General features: G+C 58.5%; 13 protein-coding genes. 8 read left to right on the top strand and 5 right to left on the bottom strand.

Features of this window, described 5'->3' with window-relative positions:
* Positions 1-8: 8 nt before the first annotated feature.
* On the bottom strand, positions 9-659 hold the full coding sequence (locus HDF08_RS05515; protein ID WP_179637549.1) for a nitroreductase family protein: 651 nt from the start codon (positions 657-659) through the stop codon (positions 9-11).
* Between the two features lie 179 nt (positions 660-838).
* Positions 839-1,852, bottom strand: coding sequence for a hypothetical protein (locus HDF08_RS05510; protein ID WP_257030878.1), 1,014 nt, complete (start codon positions 1,850-1,852; stop codon positions 839-841).
* A gap of 537 nt (positions 1,853-2,389) precedes the next feature.
* On the opposite strand from HDF08_RS05510, the gene HDF08_RS05505 reads away from it, so the two are divergent.
* Positions 2,390-3,193, top strand: a complete 804-nt coding sequence (locus tag HDF08_RS05505; protein ID WP_179637547.1) for a hypothetical protein — start codon at positions 2,390-2,392, stop codon at positions 3,191-3,193.
* Positions 3,194-3,248: 55 nt separating this feature from the next.
* On the opposite strand, the gene HDF08_RS05500 is transcribed toward HDF08_RS05505, so the two are convergent.
* Positions 3,249-3,419: a hypothetical protein gene (locus HDF08_RS05500; protein ID WP_179636416.1), complete on the bottom strand. Its 171-nt coding sequence runs from the start codon at positions 3,417-3,419 to the stop codon at positions 3,249-3,251.
* 244 nt (positions 3,420-3,663) lie between these two features.
* Between HDF08_RS05500 and uvrA the strand changes: the two genes are divergently transcribed.
* The gene (uvrA, locus tag HDF08_RS05495; protein ID WP_179638806.1) at positions 3,664-6,774 is read left to right on the top strand and encodes an excinuclease ABC subunit UvrA; all 3,111 of its coding nucleotides are present in this window, start codon (positions 3,664-3,666) and stop codon (positions 6,772-6,774) included.
* A complete protein-coding gene (locus HDF08_RS05490) occupies positions 6,771-7,847 on the top strand; it encodes a CPBP family intramembrane glutamic endopeptidase (RefSeq protein WP_179637546.1) in 1,077 nt (358 codons plus the stop codon). Before uvrA ends, HDF08_RS05490 begins: the two co-directional genes overlap by 4 nt.
* 96 nt (positions 7,848-7,943) lie before the next feature.
* Here the strand turns inward: HDF08_RS05490 and HDF08_RS05485 are convergent, their stop codons facing one another.
* Positions 7,944-9,323, bottom strand: a complete 1,380-nt coding sequence (locus HDF08_RS05485; protein WP_179637545.1) for an AAA family ATPase — start codon at positions 9,321-9,323, stop codon at positions 7,944-7,946.
* Between the two features lie 103 nt (positions 9,324-9,426).
* A complete protein-coding gene (locus HDF08_RS05480) occupies positions 9,427-9,825 on the bottom strand; it encodes a RidA family protein (protein ID WP_179637544.1) in 399 nt (132 codons plus the stop codon).
* A 394-nt stretch (positions 9,826-10,219) separates the two neighbouring features.
* Between HDF08_RS05480 and HDF08_RS05475 the strand changes: the two genes are divergently transcribed.
* From HDF08_RS05475 to HDF08_RS05455, 5 genes are all read left to right on the top strand, one after another.
* The gene (locus HDF08_RS05475) at positions 10,220-10,897 is read left to right on the top strand and encodes an orotate phosphoribosyltransferase (RefSeq protein ID WP_179637543.1); all 678 of its coding nucleotides are present in this window, start codon (positions 10,220-10,222) and stop codon (positions 10,895-10,897) included.
* Positions 10,894-11,337 carry a DoxX family membrane protein gene (locus HDF08_RS05470; protein ID WP_179637542.1) on the top strand — a complete coding sequence of 148 codons (444 nt, stop codon included), beginning with the start codon at positions 10,894-10,896 and terminating at the stop codon, positions 11,335-11,337. The genes HDF08_RS05475 and HDF08_RS05470 overlap by 4 nt, the downstream gene beginning before the upstream one ends.
* A gap of 203 nt (positions 11,338-11,540) precedes the next feature.
* Complete coding sequence (locus tag HDF08_RS05465; RefSeq protein WP_373563125.1) at positions 11,541-15,038, top strand: outer membrane beta-barrel protein; 3,498 nt, start codon at positions 11,541-11,543, stop codon at positions 15,036-15,038.
* 187 nt (positions 15,039-15,225) lie between these two features.
* Positions 15,226-16,191, top strand: a complete 966-nt coding sequence (locus HDF08_RS05460; protein ID WP_179637541.1) for a sugar phosphate isomerase/epimerase family protein — start codon at positions 15,226-15,228, stop codon at positions 16,189-16,191.
* A 365-nt stretch (positions 16,192-16,556) separates the two neighbouring features.
* Positions 16,557-17,879 (top strand): Gfo/Idh/MocA family protein, encoded by a 1,323-nt coding sequence (locus tag HDF08_RS05455; RefSeq protein ID WP_179637540.1) that lies wholly within the window; start codon positions 16,557-16,559, stop codon positions 17,877-17,879.
* Positions 17,880-17,974: the final 95 nt, after the last annotated feature.

Here is a 17,974-nt window from a genome sequence, read left to right as displayed (position 1 = left end):
ATCTCCACTTACAGCTTCAGCGGCTTGCCAAACTCTTCTCCAAACACCGTATGCCCCGTCTCAAATCGCCCGCCATCGAACTTGTCCGGCCCCTTGGCATGTCCAATCGCCAGCAGCGCCACCACCCAGTAGCTCAGCGGAAGCCGCAACACCTCATGCACCTTGTCCTGTTCGAACCCCTCCATCGGCGCAGTGTCGTATCCCATCACCTCCGCCATCAGCATCATGTGCGTAAACGCCAGCATCACCTGCTTGTTCAGCCATGCCTGCATCTGCCCGCTGCTGAAGCTCGACATATAGTTCGGTACGCTGCTCTGTGCCTGCGCCGCATAACTCTCCGGCATCCCGCCCTTGCGCCCCTTCTCCAGCATCAGGTCCAGATCCTTGCGCCATCCATCCGAATCGCCGCAGGCCACAATCACCGCAGACGCCTCTTCCACCTTGCCCTGGTTATAGCTCGCTCCACGCAGCTTCTTCTTCTGCTCAGCAGACTGCACCACCACAAATCGCCAGGGCTGAAGGTTATATCCACTCGGAGCATGCAAACCCGCATCCAGAATCTCGCGCAGATCCTCCGCAGGAATCGGCACACCATCAAAGCTCGGTGTCGCCCTTCGCTCCTGAATTGCCTGACCCAGCGTCTTTTTATTTTTTGTCATTGTTCTCTTTCTCATCCCTATCAATAGAGTGACAGTTTTTACCTGGAAGGTGAGTCTTCATTCCGCGCTTTCCTTACCGTCGTGCTGAAACGATTCTCAAGATATCACTACCCCATGAAACCCCTGCAGGACGAACCATCCGCAAGAACCAGGCCGGACCCCACCGACCCGTCTCCCGCTCAGTGAATCTGACTCATCGCCTGCTCCGTCGCAAAGGGGTTTTGCCCGGCGGTCTCCGCAATCATCCACACTCCATGAAACGGGTTCCGCAACTCCGGATAAGCAGCCACCAGAGCTGTCATCGCATCCAAGTTGCGCTTCCGGGCAGCCGCCGCATCGCCCAGCTGGTCCACCTTCAGATGCGCCGTCACATCCACCTTGTCATTCCCCAAAGAGTCATCCACGCCAAGCGCAGTAAAGTGGTACTCCACCCCATCGGCTCCCTTCACTACCAGCGGCGACTCGGCACTCACGCCCTCCGACAACGCCGGCGGAGCCGCGGCCGTCTCCTCAGCCTTCAACTTCTCAAGATGAGTACTCTGAATGAAATTTGTCGGCCTAAGCAAGTTCTCCGCCTGCTGGTAATAGAGCCACGCATTCCAATGTTCCTTCTGCGCCGTCATCAATCGCGCCTGCGTCCAGTACCACAGCCCATTATGACCCGCCGCCAGCAAAGGCTTCGGATAAAACCCCGCCATCACCCACTGCCCCTGATCCTGCCGCAGTAAAAACGACAGCCGCCACGGAGAGCTGACATCCACAACATCCACAATCGCAAATCCATACCGCCCCGGTGCCAGTCCCGAGATCGTAAAATCCGTCTCCGCCACCGACTTATTCAGCGAGCAGAAAAACTGCGCATCCGGCACCGACCCATCCGCTCCACGCTTCAGCTGCGTTCCATCCAGCAGATAAACCTGCTCCACCTTCAACGTGCCACCCTTCACATGCGGGGACGTATTTCCAACAACGTCGCCAATGCCGGCGAAGTCCTTCGCATACTCAGCCAGAGTAGCCGCACGCAGACCGCTCACATCGCCTGCCTGAACTTTTGCCGCCAGCCCACGCGCCGCAGCTGCTAAAGCCTCCCGCTCCGGCCCCGCCATCTGTGACTGCGTCGTGCACACCTCAGCCGGCGCCACCCTACCCACCAACAGACCTAACGCCAGCAATCCAATCTTCCATCTCATCATCACGCCCGCCATATCAGCCTTGTGCCATGTCTCGAGAACTCATAGGAATCAGATGCTCGATTCGAGACCCTGAAAAGGCATCCCCAGTCTACAGCCAGGCCCGCAAATCCAGACATGCCCCGTCCTCAGAACACAACCGATACGCAATGGAGCAAAACTCAAGATGAAAGACGCCTAGTTGTATGCTCTGTTGATTGTTTGAAGTAGTCATCCTGTTGTTGTTTGTTTTATGTCGTCATCCTGAACGGAGTGAAGGTGAAAGCCGCTCAGTCGGACATTCCTGCCGTTGCTTGTTTTATGCCGTCATCCTGAACGGAGTGAAGGATCCCCGTATTTCGCCTTTGCTCTTGCTGTTGACTGTTCTTCAATCGGTCTCATCGACGCAACTCTACGTTAGCTATCGAGTTCTAAAACTACATGCCCAGTCTGAAAGCCTTCCTAAAAGACCGCAAATGGTGTCCCCATGACCAGATGTCTGTCAAAGTTCGGACAAGTGTTCCATTCGCGAATGACACCGTTGTCACTAATAGATAATCTATGGAGGACAGGCTGCATACGCTGCCGATAACCTTGCCTCACAACAAAGCGTCCTACTACTACATGCAGAGCTCCGGGCCAATCCGTTTCGTCGCCTCCAGCATCTTCGCCATCGCAGGTCTGATCTCTGCGCAGACTCCCCCGAACACGCCGCCCACACCCACTCCTGCAGCATCCACCCTGCCACCCACAGCACCAACCAGCGCGTCCGCGCAGCCGCTCCCTCCCGCCACGCCAGCCGTGCCTCTCACGCCAGCCCAGGAACAGCCAAAGCACGCCCAGGTCACCCTCGCCAACGGCATCCTCTCGGTCACCGCCGACAACTCCAGCCTCAACCAGATCCTCCGCCAGATCTCCCACGAGACCGGCATCAAGATCACAGGCGGCGTCGTCGACGAGCGCGTCTTTGGCAAATACGGTCCCGACGCTCCCAGTCAGATACTGGCCCAGCTACTGGACGGCACCGGCAGCAACATGCTCCTCGTGGCACGCGACGGCGCTACCCCGGCAGAGCTCATCCTCACCCCGCGCCAGGGTGGTCCCACCCCGCCAAGCCCTAACGCGCAGGCCTTCGACGACAAATCCGAAGCCGACGACGCTCAACCAGCATCCGACCCGCCCACATCCTCAGCCGAACCACCCTCGCCTCGAAACAGCACCGTTCCACCCATCACCCCGGCCGCGCCAGCCTCAACAACTCCAGCCGATACCTCCCAGCCGGACTCCCCCAATGGCGTCAAAACACCGCAGCAGATCTACGAGCAGCTCCAGCGCCTCCGCCAGCAGCAAGCTCCTCCCCAATAACTTTTTGAATTAAGTCCTTACTCAAAAAACCACGACTGCCACCCAGCAGCGCCGCCTAGCTCTTCAGAACCTGCACTGTAGCCGTCACCTGTCGATCAGCATTCCCAGCGATCTGACGCGCATGCATCTGGAACGCGCTAAACATCGCAATACAAACCCCATAAGCAATCAAAACACCCACAGCCAGCGAAGCCAACACCGCACAGACCAACATAATCGACGTCATCACACCCAACCCTCGGATTTCATAAGCCGCCGGCCTTTTCCGGCGACAACGTTTTACATCTCGGCTATTGTTGCAAACTTACAGGCCATTACAATGACCCGAAAGTGGCTGTTGTTGCTCCTTCGGATACATCTTTCCCATTCCGGGGTTGCCCCAATCGCAAAACCGCGCCCGCCCCAACAAAATCTCTCCCCTCAAAATGCCGTATTCTAGAGACTTGGCCGAACAGCGCCACACACATCTCATGGGCATTACACACATCACCGTCCGCGGCGCTCGCCAGCACAACCTGCGCAACGTCGACGTCAGCATTCCGCGCAACACCCTCACCGTCGTCACCGGCCTCTCCGGCTCCGGAAAATCCTCCCTCGCCTTCGACACCATCTACGCAGAGGGCCAACGCCGCTACGTAGAGACCTTATCGGCATACGCCCGGCAATTCTTAGACCAGATGGAGCGCCCCGACGTCGACGCCATCGACGGCCTCTCCCCCGCCATCTCCATCGAGCAAAAGACCACCTCCCGCAGCCCCCGCTCCACCGTCGGCACCATCACAGAGATCTATGATTACCTGAGGCTGTTGTACGCGAGCGTAGGCCAACCCCACTGCCCCAACTGCCACCGCCCCATCACCCGCCAGTCCGCCGAGCAGATCGTCGAACGTATCGCCAGCCTCTCCCCCGGCGAGCGCATCACCGTCTACGCCCCCATCGTCCGCGGACGCAAAGGCGAGTTCCGCGAAGAACTCGAAGCACTCGACCAGCAAGGCTTCCGCGCCCGTATCGACGGCGAGATGACCGAGCTCACCGAAGGCATGCGCCTCGAAAAACGCAAAAACCACACCATCGAAGCCGTAGTCGACCGCATCATCCTCAAACCCCTCCCGCCCGATAACACCACCGCCGCTTTAGCCAACGCCGCGCCAAAGTACGACACCCGCCGCCTCGAAACCTCCGTCGCCAAAGCCCTTCAGATGGCCAACGGCCTTGTCCTCATCGCCATCCACGGCATGGACGAAACCCTCTACTCCTCCTCCATGGCCTGCCCCGACTGCGGCATCAACGTCCCCCGCCTCGAGCCCCGCAGCTTCTCCTTCAACTCCAACTACGGCGCCTGCCCCAACTGCCACGGCCTCGGCAGCATCTACGACTTCGACCCCGCCAAGACCATCACCGACTGGTCCAAGCCCCTGCTCGACGGCGCCATGGGCCCAGGCTCCGGCTCCGCCTACCTCCTCCGCCTCATCAAGCTCTTCGCCGAAAAAACCAAGATCAACATCAAGCTGCCCTTCGAAGACCTCACCACCGAACACCAGAATCTCTTCCTATACGGCCCTCCGCGCGCCGAAGCAGGCCGCACCGGCTTCCACGGCATCTTCGAATACCTCCGCTCCAACCTCGAAGACACCAAATCCGAGGGCTACCGCGAGTACATGATGCAGTACATGTCCGCGACCCTCTGTCCCGTCTGCAAAGGCCGCCGCCTCCGCCCCGAATCCCTCGCCGTAACCGTAAACAGCGCCTCCATCGCCGACTTCACCGCCCTCCCCCTGGAGCGCGCCCTCACCTCAGCGCGCAACATGAACTTCGTAGGCCGCGACCGCATCATCGCCGACCGCCTCCAGCGCGAGATCATCGAGCGCCTCGAGTTCCTCAACGCCGTCGGCCTTGGCTACCTCGCACTCGATCGCTCCGCCGCCACCCTCTCCGGCGGCGAAGGCCAGCGCATCCGCCTCGCCACACAGATTGGCTCCCGCCTCCGCGGCGTCCTCTACGTCCTCGACGAGCCCTCCATCGGCCTCCACCAGCGCGACAATCAGCGCCTCATCAATGCCCTCGAAAACCTCCGCGACCTCGGCAACACCGTCCTCGTCGTCGAGCACGATGAAGACACCATCCGCAAAGCCGACTACGTCCTCGACCTCGGCCCCGGCGCAGGAAAAAACGGCGGTCTCCTCATCGCCGACGGCACCCCCCAACAAATCATGGACAACCCAGCGTCCATCACGGGTCAATACCTCGCCGGCAAAATAGAGATCTTAGCCCGCACCAACCCGCGCGCCCTCACCGGCAACTGGATCACCGTCGAAGACGCCCACTCCCACAATCTGCAAAACGTCACCGCCCACTTCCCCCTCGGCGTCATGACCGTCATCACCGGCGTAAGCGGCTCTGGCAAATCCACCCTCGTCAACGACATCCTCTACCGCTCGTTAGCAAAAGAGCTGTACGGCTCCCGCGAAGAGCCCGGCCAGCACGGCAAGGTCATCGGCATCGATCAGCTGGACAAAGTAATCCAGATCGACCAGTCCCCCATCGGCCGCACCCCACGCTCAAATCCCGCAACCTACACCGGCGTCTTCACCGCCATCCGCGACCTCTTCGCCATGCTCCCCGAATCTCGCGAGCGCGGCTACAAACCCGGCCGCTTCTCCTTCAACGTGCAGGGCGGACGCTGCGAAGCGTGCCAGGGCGAAGGCCAGCGCCGCATCGAGATGAACTTCCTCCCCGACGTCTACGTCCTCTGCGAAGTATGTAACGGACGTCGTTACAATCAGGAGACCCTCTCCGTAAAGTTCAACGGCTACTCCATCGCCGACCTTCTCGACCTTCCCATCGCCGACGCCGTCCCGATCCTCAAAGACATCCCCACGGTAAACATCAAGCTCCAAACCCTCGTAGACGTGGGCCTCGGCTACATCCACCTCGGCCAGTCCGCCACCACCCTCTCCGGCGGCGAAGCCCAGCGCATGAAGCTGGCCCGCGAGCTCTCCAAGCGCCAAACCGGCCGCACCCTCTACCTCCTAGACGAGCCCACCACCGGCCTCCACTTCGACGACGTCAGAAAACTGCTTGAAGTTCTCCACCGGTTAACCGACCTCGGCAACACCGTCGTCATCATCGAGCACAACCTCGACATCATCCGCAACGCCGACTACATCCTCGATATGGGCCCCGAAGGCGGCGAAGGCGGCGGCCGTATCATCGCCCACGGCACGCCCGAGCAGATCGCCACCGTCGCAGCCTCCCACACCGGCAGCTTCCTCGCCCGCTACTATGTCTCCCACGCCCCCCACTTCGCCAGCCGCAACGGCACCAGCCACGCCGGCCCTCAGCCCGCAAATATCGCCGCAGCCCCCGACGCGGTCAAACACCCAAAAGCCAAATTCATCGCCCCCGAAAAGAAGACCGGCCTGGCCAAAGCGAGCGCCGCCAAACCGGAAGAAAGATCCCCCAAAAGCATCACGCCAAAAGCCGCAAAGAAGTCCACAATAAGCAAAGCAGCAACTCCAGAATCGGCACCGAACAAGAAAGCACCTGCCTCAAAGCCAGTCCCACGCACGAAAAAAGCATGAGCGAACTAACTCCGAACCCCGCAACACCAGCCACCGGGTCCCCCGCGTCCCGATCCGTTAGCTCGAACATCGCCCAAAACACAGCCGCGTTTCTCTCTCCGAATCCAGTCGCCGGCGGCCCCCAAAGCCGAAGCCAATCTGATGCCCCGGTGCACCCGATACTCCCCGAACGCCCCATACTTCCCGAACTCTCCCTCCTCCCCGAAGGCGAGGCCATCCTCCAGCCTCCCATGGATAACACCCCCAACGACGCGCCCGAAGACGCGCCTCACCGCATCCCCAACTTCGGCCACGCGCTCCTCTTCCTCGCCATCGCCGGTGTCTTCCTCTTCCTCACCCAGTTGCTTCTCCTTGGCCTCACCCACGCTCCCGCAATTGCAGGCAAACTATCCGCCGCCTCCATCCCCCCCAAGCTGCTCATAGCCTCGGAAGCCGTCACCTACCTCTCGACTCTCGCCATCTCGTGGTTCGTCTTCCCTCTCCTCTGGAGGCGCCCATTCGCCAACGGCATCGACGCCAACCCCGACGCCGCCCGCCGCAACGCCTTCCGTCTCATCCCCATCGGCCTCGCCCTCTCCTTCGCCGTGCAAGCCATCTCCTCGGTCATCTCCATCCCTAAAGACATCCCGATCGACGACTTCTTCCGCACCCCATCGGACGTCTGGCTGGTCACCCTCTTTGGCATCCTCGTCGCACCTCTCTTCGAAGAGATCCTCTTCCGGGGTTTCCTTCTGCCCGCCGTCGCCATCGCCTACGACTGGCTCTCGCTTCCCCGCACTCCCGCCGCACGCGAGCTCTGGCACTCCAACAACAAGATCTCCACCCCAGCCCTGGTCTTCTCCGCGGTCTTCACCAGCATCCTCTTCGCCGCGCTCCACGGCCAGCAGACCGCCTTCACCTGGCCCGTCCTGCTGCTCCTCTTCTGCGTCTCGCTCATCCTCAGCGCCGTCCGCATCCGCCTGCGCTCGGTCCTGGCCTCCACCCTCATCCACGCCAGCTACAACTTCACCATCTTCCTCACCGCCTTCATCGCCACCGGCGGCTACCGCCACCTAGAAAAACTCTCCCGCTAAAGCTACGCCGCAGTTGATGTAGAGCTGTCTTGACCTTTTTATTTGTCATTCCCGAAGGGAATCTGCGTTTGCACTGTCCCGCGACAGTGAAATTGCCTAACCCGCTTCCGTCCCCAAGGTCTCAACCGCTTCTCCGCCAAGCAAACGCCGATTTAAAGTTCCTCCCGTAAACAACATCTCCTCCAGCGCTTCATCCACCGCAGCCTGTGCCAGCACACTTCCCCCGGAGCCTTCCATCTGAAACTGCGCGCAACGCCTCATCAGCTCTTTGATAAAAGCGCCGCTCACACCCTTCGTTCGCCGAACGATCAACTCCAGCAATTCATCCGACAACTTCAGATCGCGCCCATACAGCTTCGTCAGCTTCGCCCGGCCCTCCTCGTCCGGTAACGGAAACTCAATCGCCTGATCGATGCGCCCCGGACGCGAGACCAGCGCCGGCTCGATCTGGTCCGGACGATTGGTCGTCAGGATAAACAACACCTCGGCATCTTCCCGCAGTCCATCCATCTCATTCAGCAGCTTGTTCAGCAACACCTCTTCGCCGCCGTTTCGCATCTGTGTTCTATCCCGGGCGATCAGATCCACATCTTCAATCACCATCATGGAAGGCTGCAGAAACCGCGCCAGACGAAAATATTCTCCGATCAATCCCACCTGTTCAGCAGTCACCAGCAACGTCGTATGATTCGGCAACTGTGAAGCCAGATAGTGAATCGTGTGGGTCTTCCCCGTTCCCGGCGGCCCATAGAACAGCAGCCCCTTCCGCGCCTGAAAATGCATCGATTTCAACGCGTCGCGTGCAGCCATAAAACCGCCGACATTACGATCGAGCGTAGCCAGCGTCTTCTGCGGAAGAATGACATCCTCCCGATTCACTCTGGCCAACCGATGCACCTTCACCGAACTGCCGCCGCCCATCGGATGATGATGCGCCTCAAGCGAAATCACGCGGCCGCGATAGCTTCGGCCCTCGCTGATCGCCTGCTCCAGTTGACGAAAGAAGTCATGGGAGAACCTGGAGCCGGATTCGCCTGCGGCAACAGCAATCTCGACGTTTACCCCCACCTGAAAGCCGAATCGCCCACCCGAAGCGAGCATGATCGCAAAAGGGACCCCCTTCTCTCGCCCCATCCACAATCCATTCTTCAGACAACGTGCCGGTTCCGCATCGCCAATATCAATCTCGTCATACTGCAGTGGCCCCGTATCCACTTGAAAGTGAGAGCCGCCGAGTATCTGAGCAAACGTAACGCCCTCATGCGGATTCGGCGAGAAAAGTCCAGTCAACCTCGTCTGCGGTTCACGCTTCAGTAAGCCCTCCAGCCCCGCCTGAATATCGATCCGCGACGTAATCGGAAACTGCCGTGCCGCTGTCGCAATGTCGCGAGCCGAAACTCCAAGATGCTTCAATAGATTTTTGGAGAGCTGCGGCTCGCGAAACCCCTGATTACCGAACGAAAATGAGAATCCCATGTAACAGCTTCTCCAGGCATGGTGTGCTTTTTTTTTTCAAACTCAATAGATCCGTCGCGGTCGCAGCAGCCGAAACCGCGACGGGCCGCCATTACATGGCCGACTACGTCTTGCTTGGAATGCGGGCAATCACCTTGATCTCGAAATCAAAGCCGGCAAGCCAGTTCACACCGATTGCCGTCCAGTTTGGATAAGGAGCCTGTTCGAACATTTCGCTCTTCACGGCCATGATGGTTTCAAATTGGCTCTTAGGATCGGTGTGAAAGGTCGTCACATCTACAATGTCATCAAACCCGCATCCTCCTGCGAGCAGCGTCGCTTTCAGATTGGCGAACGCGAGCCGAACTTGATCCTCGAAGTTCGGCTCCGGCGAGCCATCGCTACGGCTGCCGACTTGGCCGGAGACGAACAGCAGATTTTCGGATCGGATCGCAGCCGAATAGCCATGCGCCTCATAGAGGGCATGACGGTTTGCGGGGAATATCGCATCGCGCTGAGTCATATAGAAATCCTTTCAAGCACCCGTCTGTTAAGACCATTCACGCCACCGGGCGATCATAACAAGCGACGCGCGCCAGCCGGAAATGTCAGATGGCGGGACTGCCGTATCCGGGACACCACACCTCCAACCATCAACTGACCGATTTCAATTCTTCAAGTGTGGTGTGCTTTTTTTCGACCCAGCCGGGGCTTTCATAGTTGAACCTGCAAGGTGGAACCGATGGCTAACCCCTATGCAATGAAGACTTTGCCAGCAACAATTTATCTAACTCCTGATTTTCAAAGACTTTGACACAGGAAGTAAACCTGCAGTCAACCTCTAAATCGAATACTTTGGGCAACAATACCTCCGGGGAGAGGGGATCACCCCATATCCTCTACAATCGATTCTGACCATGCCAACCGACAGCCGCACAACCCTCCTCAATCTCATCGCCACCCAATCCTTCAAGCTAGGTGACTTCACCCTCGCCAGCGGCCAGAAGTCGGACTACTACATCGACTGCCGCATCACCACCCTCCACGCCGAAGGCGGACGCCTCTCCGGCCTGGTCCTCTACGACCTCATCCGCGAACACATCCCCAACGCAGAAGCCGTAGGCGGCCTCACCATGGGAGCCGACCCGCTCGTCTCCAACACCGCCAGCGCCAGTGCTTGGGCCCTCGCCGATCACACCGAGATCGCCGAACTCTCCGACGTTCTTGAACTCGACCCCGACGAACGCAGCGAGGAAGGCCCCGCCCCCACCCTCCTCCACGGCTTCCTCGTCCGCAAAGCAGAAAAGACCCACGGCACCGGCCGCCGCACCGAAGGCTTCCTCAAACTCGGCGCCCACGTCGTCATCGTCGACGACGTCTGCACCACCGGCGGCTCCACAATCACCGCCATCGAAGCCACCCGCGAAGCCGGCATGAACGTAGCCGGAGTCCTCTGCCTGGTAGACCGCGAACAAGGCGGCCGCGCCAACATCGAAGCCACCATCCCCGGCGTCCCCTTCCTCTCCGTCTTCACCGCCTCCGACGTCCGCGCCGCTCACATCGCCCAGCAAAAGAAGACGCAAAAGAAGGGATGAGCGCTGCAGATCAACAATCCAAAGCGCTTGCCTTCCTGCGCATCTCCATCGGCCTTCTCTTCCTCATCTTGTCCGAGTACAAACTGGCCAGCACCAAGTTCATCTGGGGAGGAATGGCCCAGGACATCGCAGGATTCCTCAAAGAGGGTTCCTACGCCTTCATCCGCCCCTTGCTCAAAAACATCATCCTTCCGCACGCCGTCTTCTTCGGCGCCGTCGTCGCCATCTCCGAACTGTTGATTGCACTGAGCTTGCTCACAGGAGTTCTGGTCCGCTGGGCAAGCCTCGGCGGTCTGACCATGGTTCTGCTCTTCCTCTTCTCTTCGAACTATCCCGGCCCTAACTCCCCCTTCTGGCTGTTCTTCGGCGCCTCTCTCGAAAACTCCGTCCTCGCCCTCTGCTTCATTGCTTTCCTGATCAGCCCTCCCGATCAGTGCTAGACTCTTCACCGGCCCAAACGATAAGGCGCCCACGCCTCTTCAACAACCCGCTTTTCTCCTCAACTCCCGCGCCTAAACTGCTCCGGAGAAAGCCGTCCGTTTATTTTCTTGACTGTGTCATATCGCCACTGGTAGGGTTCGTTCGCTCTTCAAACAATAAACCGTACGGGCCTGAAAAGTTGTCACACCTTCGGAGGTTTCACGTGATCGCGATCAAGAAATTAAGTCTTCTCATTCTCCCGATATTGATACTCGCTCTGTCACCCGTTCTCTTTGGACAGGCGGTCAGCGGCACACTCCTTGGCACGATCAATGATCCAACCGGAGCCGCAGTCTCTGCAGCGAGAGTCATCGTCATTGAAACCGCTACCCAAACAACTCACGAGACCGTGACCAACGAAAGCGGCAACTTCACCCTGCCCAACCTTCCGCCAGGGACCTATACCATCACGGTCGAAGCCAACGGATTCAAGAAAGATACCCATGAGGGCATCGATCTTCTCACCAACACCTCAACGCGTGTCGATTTCGCTCTCGTCACAGGCAGCGCGTCCGAGACGATCACCGTGTCCACCGCTCCCGCGCTGCTGCAAACAGACCGCGCCGATATCTCCACCACCCTCGAGGCGCATCAGATCTCCAATCTCCCTCTCAGCAGCGGCAACAGCTTTCAGTCTTTGCTTAACACCGTTCCCGGCATGGCGCCCGTCGTCTTCAACAACTCACAGTTCTTCAACGCCAATAACGATCTGTCTGTGAATGCCAACGGTCAGTCCTCCTACGTCAACCTCTATCAAATTGAGGGTATCGACGATGACCAGCGCACCGGAATCCACATCATCCTCGTCCCCCCCGCCGCCGCAATCCAGAACGTCGACATCACCACCAATAACTTCGAGGCGGAGTTTGGCCGTGCCGTCGGCGGCGTTGTCAACGTCACCCTCAAGTCAGGTACAAATCAGTTCCATGGATCTGTCTTCCAGAACATGGAAAACAACGGTGTCAATGCTCGCAACTACTTCTCCAGCGGCCCCAACGGACGCCTCGTCTACAACTACACGGGCGCTTCCATCGGAGGCCCGATCTTCAAAGACAAACTCTTTTTCTTCGGCGATTTCCTCCGCACCTCGGATCATGAGTCTTCCACAGTCAACACAAACATTCCCTTCTACAACGTCGTTGGCAGTAACCTCGATCTCAGCAAATACGCTGGCCAGGTTTACGATCCGAAGACCGGAGACACTGCAGATTGCAACGGCGGCCCAACTCCCGCTAACTGCGGCAAGGGGCGCACGCCGTTTGCAGGCAACCTCATTCCTCTCAGCCGCCTGTCGACCCCGGCCAACGACAGCAACATTGGTTTGACTGTTCTCCAATCCCTCGACGCCCTCGCGAGAGATCCCAAGACCAATCTCGCTTCCGCTGCCTATATTGCCGGTGCGAAGACCAACAACTTTTCCCAAAACTCCCCATTCAGCAAAGATGCCATCAGCTACGACATCAAGTCAGACTGGACGATCTCCCAGAAAGATCATTTGAGCGGTCGATTCAGCCATCAAAAAATCACCACCTTCCAGGCGCCTCTGTTCGGATCCTTTCTCGGCGGCCCGGCAGGCGGAGGCTTCGAAGCGACTGGAACGGCAACCGCTTACAGCACCGGCGGCAACTACGATCACGTCTTTTCGCCAACCTTGTTCACTGAAGTTCGTGTAGGTGTAGCCCACCTTCGCAACTCGGCGCAGCAGTCAGACTTTGGTCAGGACGACGCCAAGAAGCTCGGCATCCCCGGCACCAATCTCAGTTCGATCGATAGCGGTCAGGTCGCCTTCCAGGTAAGCAACTTCGCCGGCAATGGAGAAAACGGCACCACCAATCCGCTCATCGGTTACTCCCAATCGCTCCCGTGGCTCCGCGCCGAGTCGAACATCGACTTTGCCAACAACTGGACCAAGATCCTCGGCAACCATGCGCTCAAAGCAGGCGCCGACATCCGCCGCATCCGTGACGATCTCCTTCAGGGAAACATCAACGCGGCTGCCGGAACCTTCTACTTCAGTGAAAATCAAACCTCCACTCCCGGTGCTACGAAGTTCAATAACGCAACTACTGGTCAGGCTAACGATATCGCCAGCATCCTCTTTGACACCCCGTATCAGGTAGGGCAGGACACTAACAGTACCTTCCCCGCCTACCGCCAGACCTGGCTCTTCTTCTTTGTCGCCGACAAGTGGCAGGCTACCTCGAAACTAACTGTCGACGTCGGTTTGCGCTATGAACTATACCCACCCGCAACGCCGCGCAAAGCGGGAGGATTTTCCAGCTACAGCCCGGCAACCAATCAGCTGACGATCGCCGGCGTAGCTGGAAATCCCTCGAATATCGGGATGAAGACCGACTACACCAACTTCGCGCCCCGGCTTGGTGCTTCCTTTCGCGCCACCGATTCCACAGTCCTCCGAGCCGGATTCGGCGTCAGCTACGTTCCCTTCGTCGATAACACTTACGCCTACAACTATCCCATCAAGACCAGTACCGACTACACCAATATTCCAACCTATGGAGCCGCCGTACTGGGTTCCACGAATCCCGCCGCAGTCAACTTCGTCAGCGGAATCCCACCCACCCCGCCCGTCCCCGTCGATGCTAATGGAAAGATCACAGCCACCGGCAACACCTTCCTCAACAGCCTTGGCAACCTTTACATCCCGCTCAACTTCAAGAACGCCTATGTCTCCTCCTGGAATGCGGCCATCCAGCAGGCGCTCCCGCATGACAGCTCCCTCCAGATCGCTTATGTTGCCAACCACGGCACGCGAATTGACTCCTCGCAGAACATCAACGTCCCCAGCGTCTACGGAGAAAGTGCTACCTTCGATCCGTTGAACATAGCCTTTGGAAAGACTGCCTCCGTGACTCAATTCTTTCTGGGCTACTCCTCAAACTACCAATCGCTGCAAGTACAATTCACACGCCGATTCACCCACGGCATAGCCTATAGCTCAGCCTTTACCTGGGGCAAGGCGCAAAACTATGTGACCACCCCACAAGATGGAGCCCTGCTCTTCTACAGCGGCGACCGCCGTCGCAACTACGCCCTTGCGGACTTCGACCGCAGGCTCAACTTCTCCCAGACTCTCACCTGGGAGCTGCCCGCTGGACGGAATCACAAGTACTTCAACTCAGGCATCGGCTCCTACGTATTGGGTGGCTGGAAAACCTCGGTCATCCTGTCGGCGGTCTCCGGCCTGCCGTTTACCCTCACAACCACCAGCGCAACCCCTGGCACCACCCAGACCGTCGATCAGGTTGCCCCCTTCCACGTCCTGCACCATCACAGCAACCCTAGCGGCACTACCCAATGGTTCGATCCAACCAGCTTCAGCGTCAGCAGACTCACCGGTTGCGTATCCCCCGGTCCATGCGTCGTTGGAAACACGCAACGAAATCAATTCCGCGGCCCCGGCTACTTCTCAGACAACCTGTCCCTCTTCAAAAGCTTTCCCATCTTCCGCGAGTCGTCTCTCGAGGCTCGCTTCGATGCCTTCAACCTTACCAACACACCCGCATTCGGTCTGCCCGGAACCACTTACGGCTCCAGTTCGTTTGGTGTCATAACCGGAACCCTCGGCAGTGGCGTCGGCAATGTCAACGGCGTAGGCGGCCCACGTGTCCTTCAGGCTGCAGTCAAAATCTCCTTCTAACCAGTTGAGAAGTCCCGATCTCTCTACCGGGACTTCTCAACTGCTTCCAAATCTACTTTCGAGATTCAACAATCTCCCGAAAGCTTCGCATCGTCAGACCACTCAGCAACGATGCAACTAATTGGCTAATGGATCGTCTTAAGTTCCTGTTCCCGCATTACGCAAAGAAGAAAGAGGAGTTCCAATCATGAAGAGTGTTTCCCGGCGACAGTTCGTAGGGGGTTCGGCTGGCTTAGTCGCATCGCTGTCTTTGCCGATGCGCGCATGGGCCGCAACTTCGCCCTTCAAAATCGCCGTCATCTCCGACGAGATCTCGCAGGACTTCGATCACGCCTGCTCGGTCATCGCCAACGACTTCGGCCTCCACTACGTCGAACTCCGCGAGATCTGGGGCAAGAATCTTCAGACATCCTCCGACGCCGAGATCGCCGAAGCCCTCAAGATCCTCGCAAAGTACAACCTCCAGGTCACCGATATCGCCAGCCCGCTCTTCAAAGTTGACTGGCCCGGCGCACCCAAATCCAAATACAGCTCCAAAGAAGATCTGCACGGTGCCGCCGAGTCCGCCTACAAGCAGCAAGACGAAGTCCTCACTCGTTCCATCTCTCTCGCCAAACAGTTCAAGACCGACAAGATCCGCTGCTTCGACTTCTGGCGCCTCGATGACGTCGCTCCCTACCGCGCCGCCATCAACGAAAAACTTCGCGCCTCCGCCGAAATCACCGGCCAGCAAGGCATCCTCTTAGTCATCGAAAACGAGTTCGCCTGCAACACCGCTACCGGCCGCGAAGCCGCCAAAACCCTCGAAGCCGTACAATCCCCACACTTCGTTCTCAACTGGGACCCAGGCAACGCAGTCATGCGCGGAGAGCTCGACGCCTTCCCCGGCGGCTGGGACGCTCTTCCCAAAAACCGCATCCACCACTGCCACTGCAAGAACGCCGTCAAGGACGACTCAGGAAAGATCGTCTGGTCTCCAGTCGACAAAGGCTACATCGACTGGACCGCGCAATACCGCGCCCTCAAACAGTCCGGCTACCGCGACGCCGTCAGTCTCGAAACCCACTGGCGCGGAGCAGGCACACCTGAAGCCTCCACGCGCATCAGCTGGGCCGGCATGAAGCAATGCCTGATCAACTCAGGCACCTTCTAGTGCTCCACCTTACCCCGCCGTCGTCCCGAGCGGAGTGAAGAATTCATTTAGTTCGCTCTTGCATCTTTGTCCCGGCTCTGCTGTTTGGTTGTCATTCCCGAAGGGAATCTGCTGTTGTCCTTTGATTGAGCGGTGATCCCCAGTCTTGCTATCACCTAGTTTTTGTCGTCATCCTGAGCGTAGCGAAGGACCCCGATGCTCTTTACACTACCGATGTCATCAAAACCTTTCTACCCTCGCTTCCCAAGTCTCAGAATCACAAACAGCCACCAACCGACACCACACCACCATCAACCTCAATCGTTGCAAGTAATCTTCCTCATTCCGCAAAATCACCGCGCCTCCATGGGCGATGGGAGAAAACAATGATCACCCGACGAGAGTTCCTCGATACACTCGCAGTCAGCGCAGCAGGCCTCGCTGTCGCCTCCACCGCAAAGAGCTACGCGCAGATCATGGGCTCCAACGACCGGCTCAACTTTGCCGTCATCGGCGTTCGCAGCCGCGCCTATGCTCACCTCTCCGCGCTCAAGGCCAACAAAAAAGATGCCCGCATCACCTATGTCTGCGACGTCGACAGCAACACGCTCAAGAAGTTCGCCGACGACACGCAAAAAGAGATGGGCGAAGCACCCGCCACCGAAAAAGACTTCCGCCACATCCTCCAACAAAAGGACGTCGACGCCATCACCATCGCCGCGCCCGATCACTGGCACACCCCCATGGCCATCGCCGGCTTGCAGGCCGGTAAGCACGTCTACGTCGAAAAACCCTGCAGCCACAACCCCGCCGAAGGCGCACTCCTCGTCGAAGCTCAGCGGAAATACGGAAAGCTCGTCCAGATGGGCACGCAGCAGCGCTCCTCCCCCCATACCGCGGAGATCGTCGACAAGATTCACAACGGCCTCATCGGTCGCGCCTACTTCGCCAAGGCCTGGTACAGCAACGTAAGAAAATCCATCGGCATCGGTAAAGAAGCACCCGTTCCTCCGCAACTCGACTGGGATCTCTTCCAGGGTCCGGCGCCGCGCAGAGCCTACACCGACAACATCCAGCCCTACAACTGGCACTGGTTCAGAACCTACGGCACCGGCGAAACCCTCAACAACGGCACCCACGAGGTTGACGTCTGCCGTTGGGCACTCGGCGTCGACTTTCCCGACCGCGTCACCTCATCGGGCGGACGCTATCAGTTCAAGGACGACTGGCAGTTCTACGACACCCTCGTCACCAGCTTCTACTACCCCGACAAGATGATCACCTGGGAGGGCAAGAGCTGTCAGGGCATGAAGTACTACGACCGCGACCGTGGCTCGGCCATCATGGGAACCACCGGCACCGTCCTCGTAGACCGCGACGGATACGAGATCTACGACCTCAAAGGAAACAAGACCAGCGAGTTGAAAGCAAACAAGGATCAAACCTCCTCCACCGACCTCACCGGTCGCGACTCCATGACCGACGCCCACTTCGCGAACTTCATCGCAGGCGTTCGCAAAGGCGAAAAACTCAACGCTCCCGTCTCCATCGGAAACGTAGCCGTCACCATGCTTCAACTCTCCAACGTCGCCTGGGAGGTCAACCGCGAGCTGCAACTCGACAACTCCGACGGCAAGGTGCTCCACGACTCCGAAGCCATGAAGATGTGGGGACGCGACTACGAAAAAGGCTGGGCGCCCCACGTCTAGAGCAATGCCGCAGTTGGTGTGGAACCGCTTTCGCTTTTGCCGTTGCCGTTGCAGTTGCTTTTGCCGTTGTCCTTCTTGTTGTCATTCCCGAAGGG

The organism is Tunturiibacter empetritectus (assembly GCF_013410875.1).
GTDB classification, from domain to species: domain Bacteria; phylum Acidobacteriota; class Terriglobia; order Terriglobales; family Acidobacteriaceae; genus Edaphobacter; species Edaphobacter empetritectus.
This window is presented reverse-complemented; position numbering and strand designations above follow the sequence as displayed.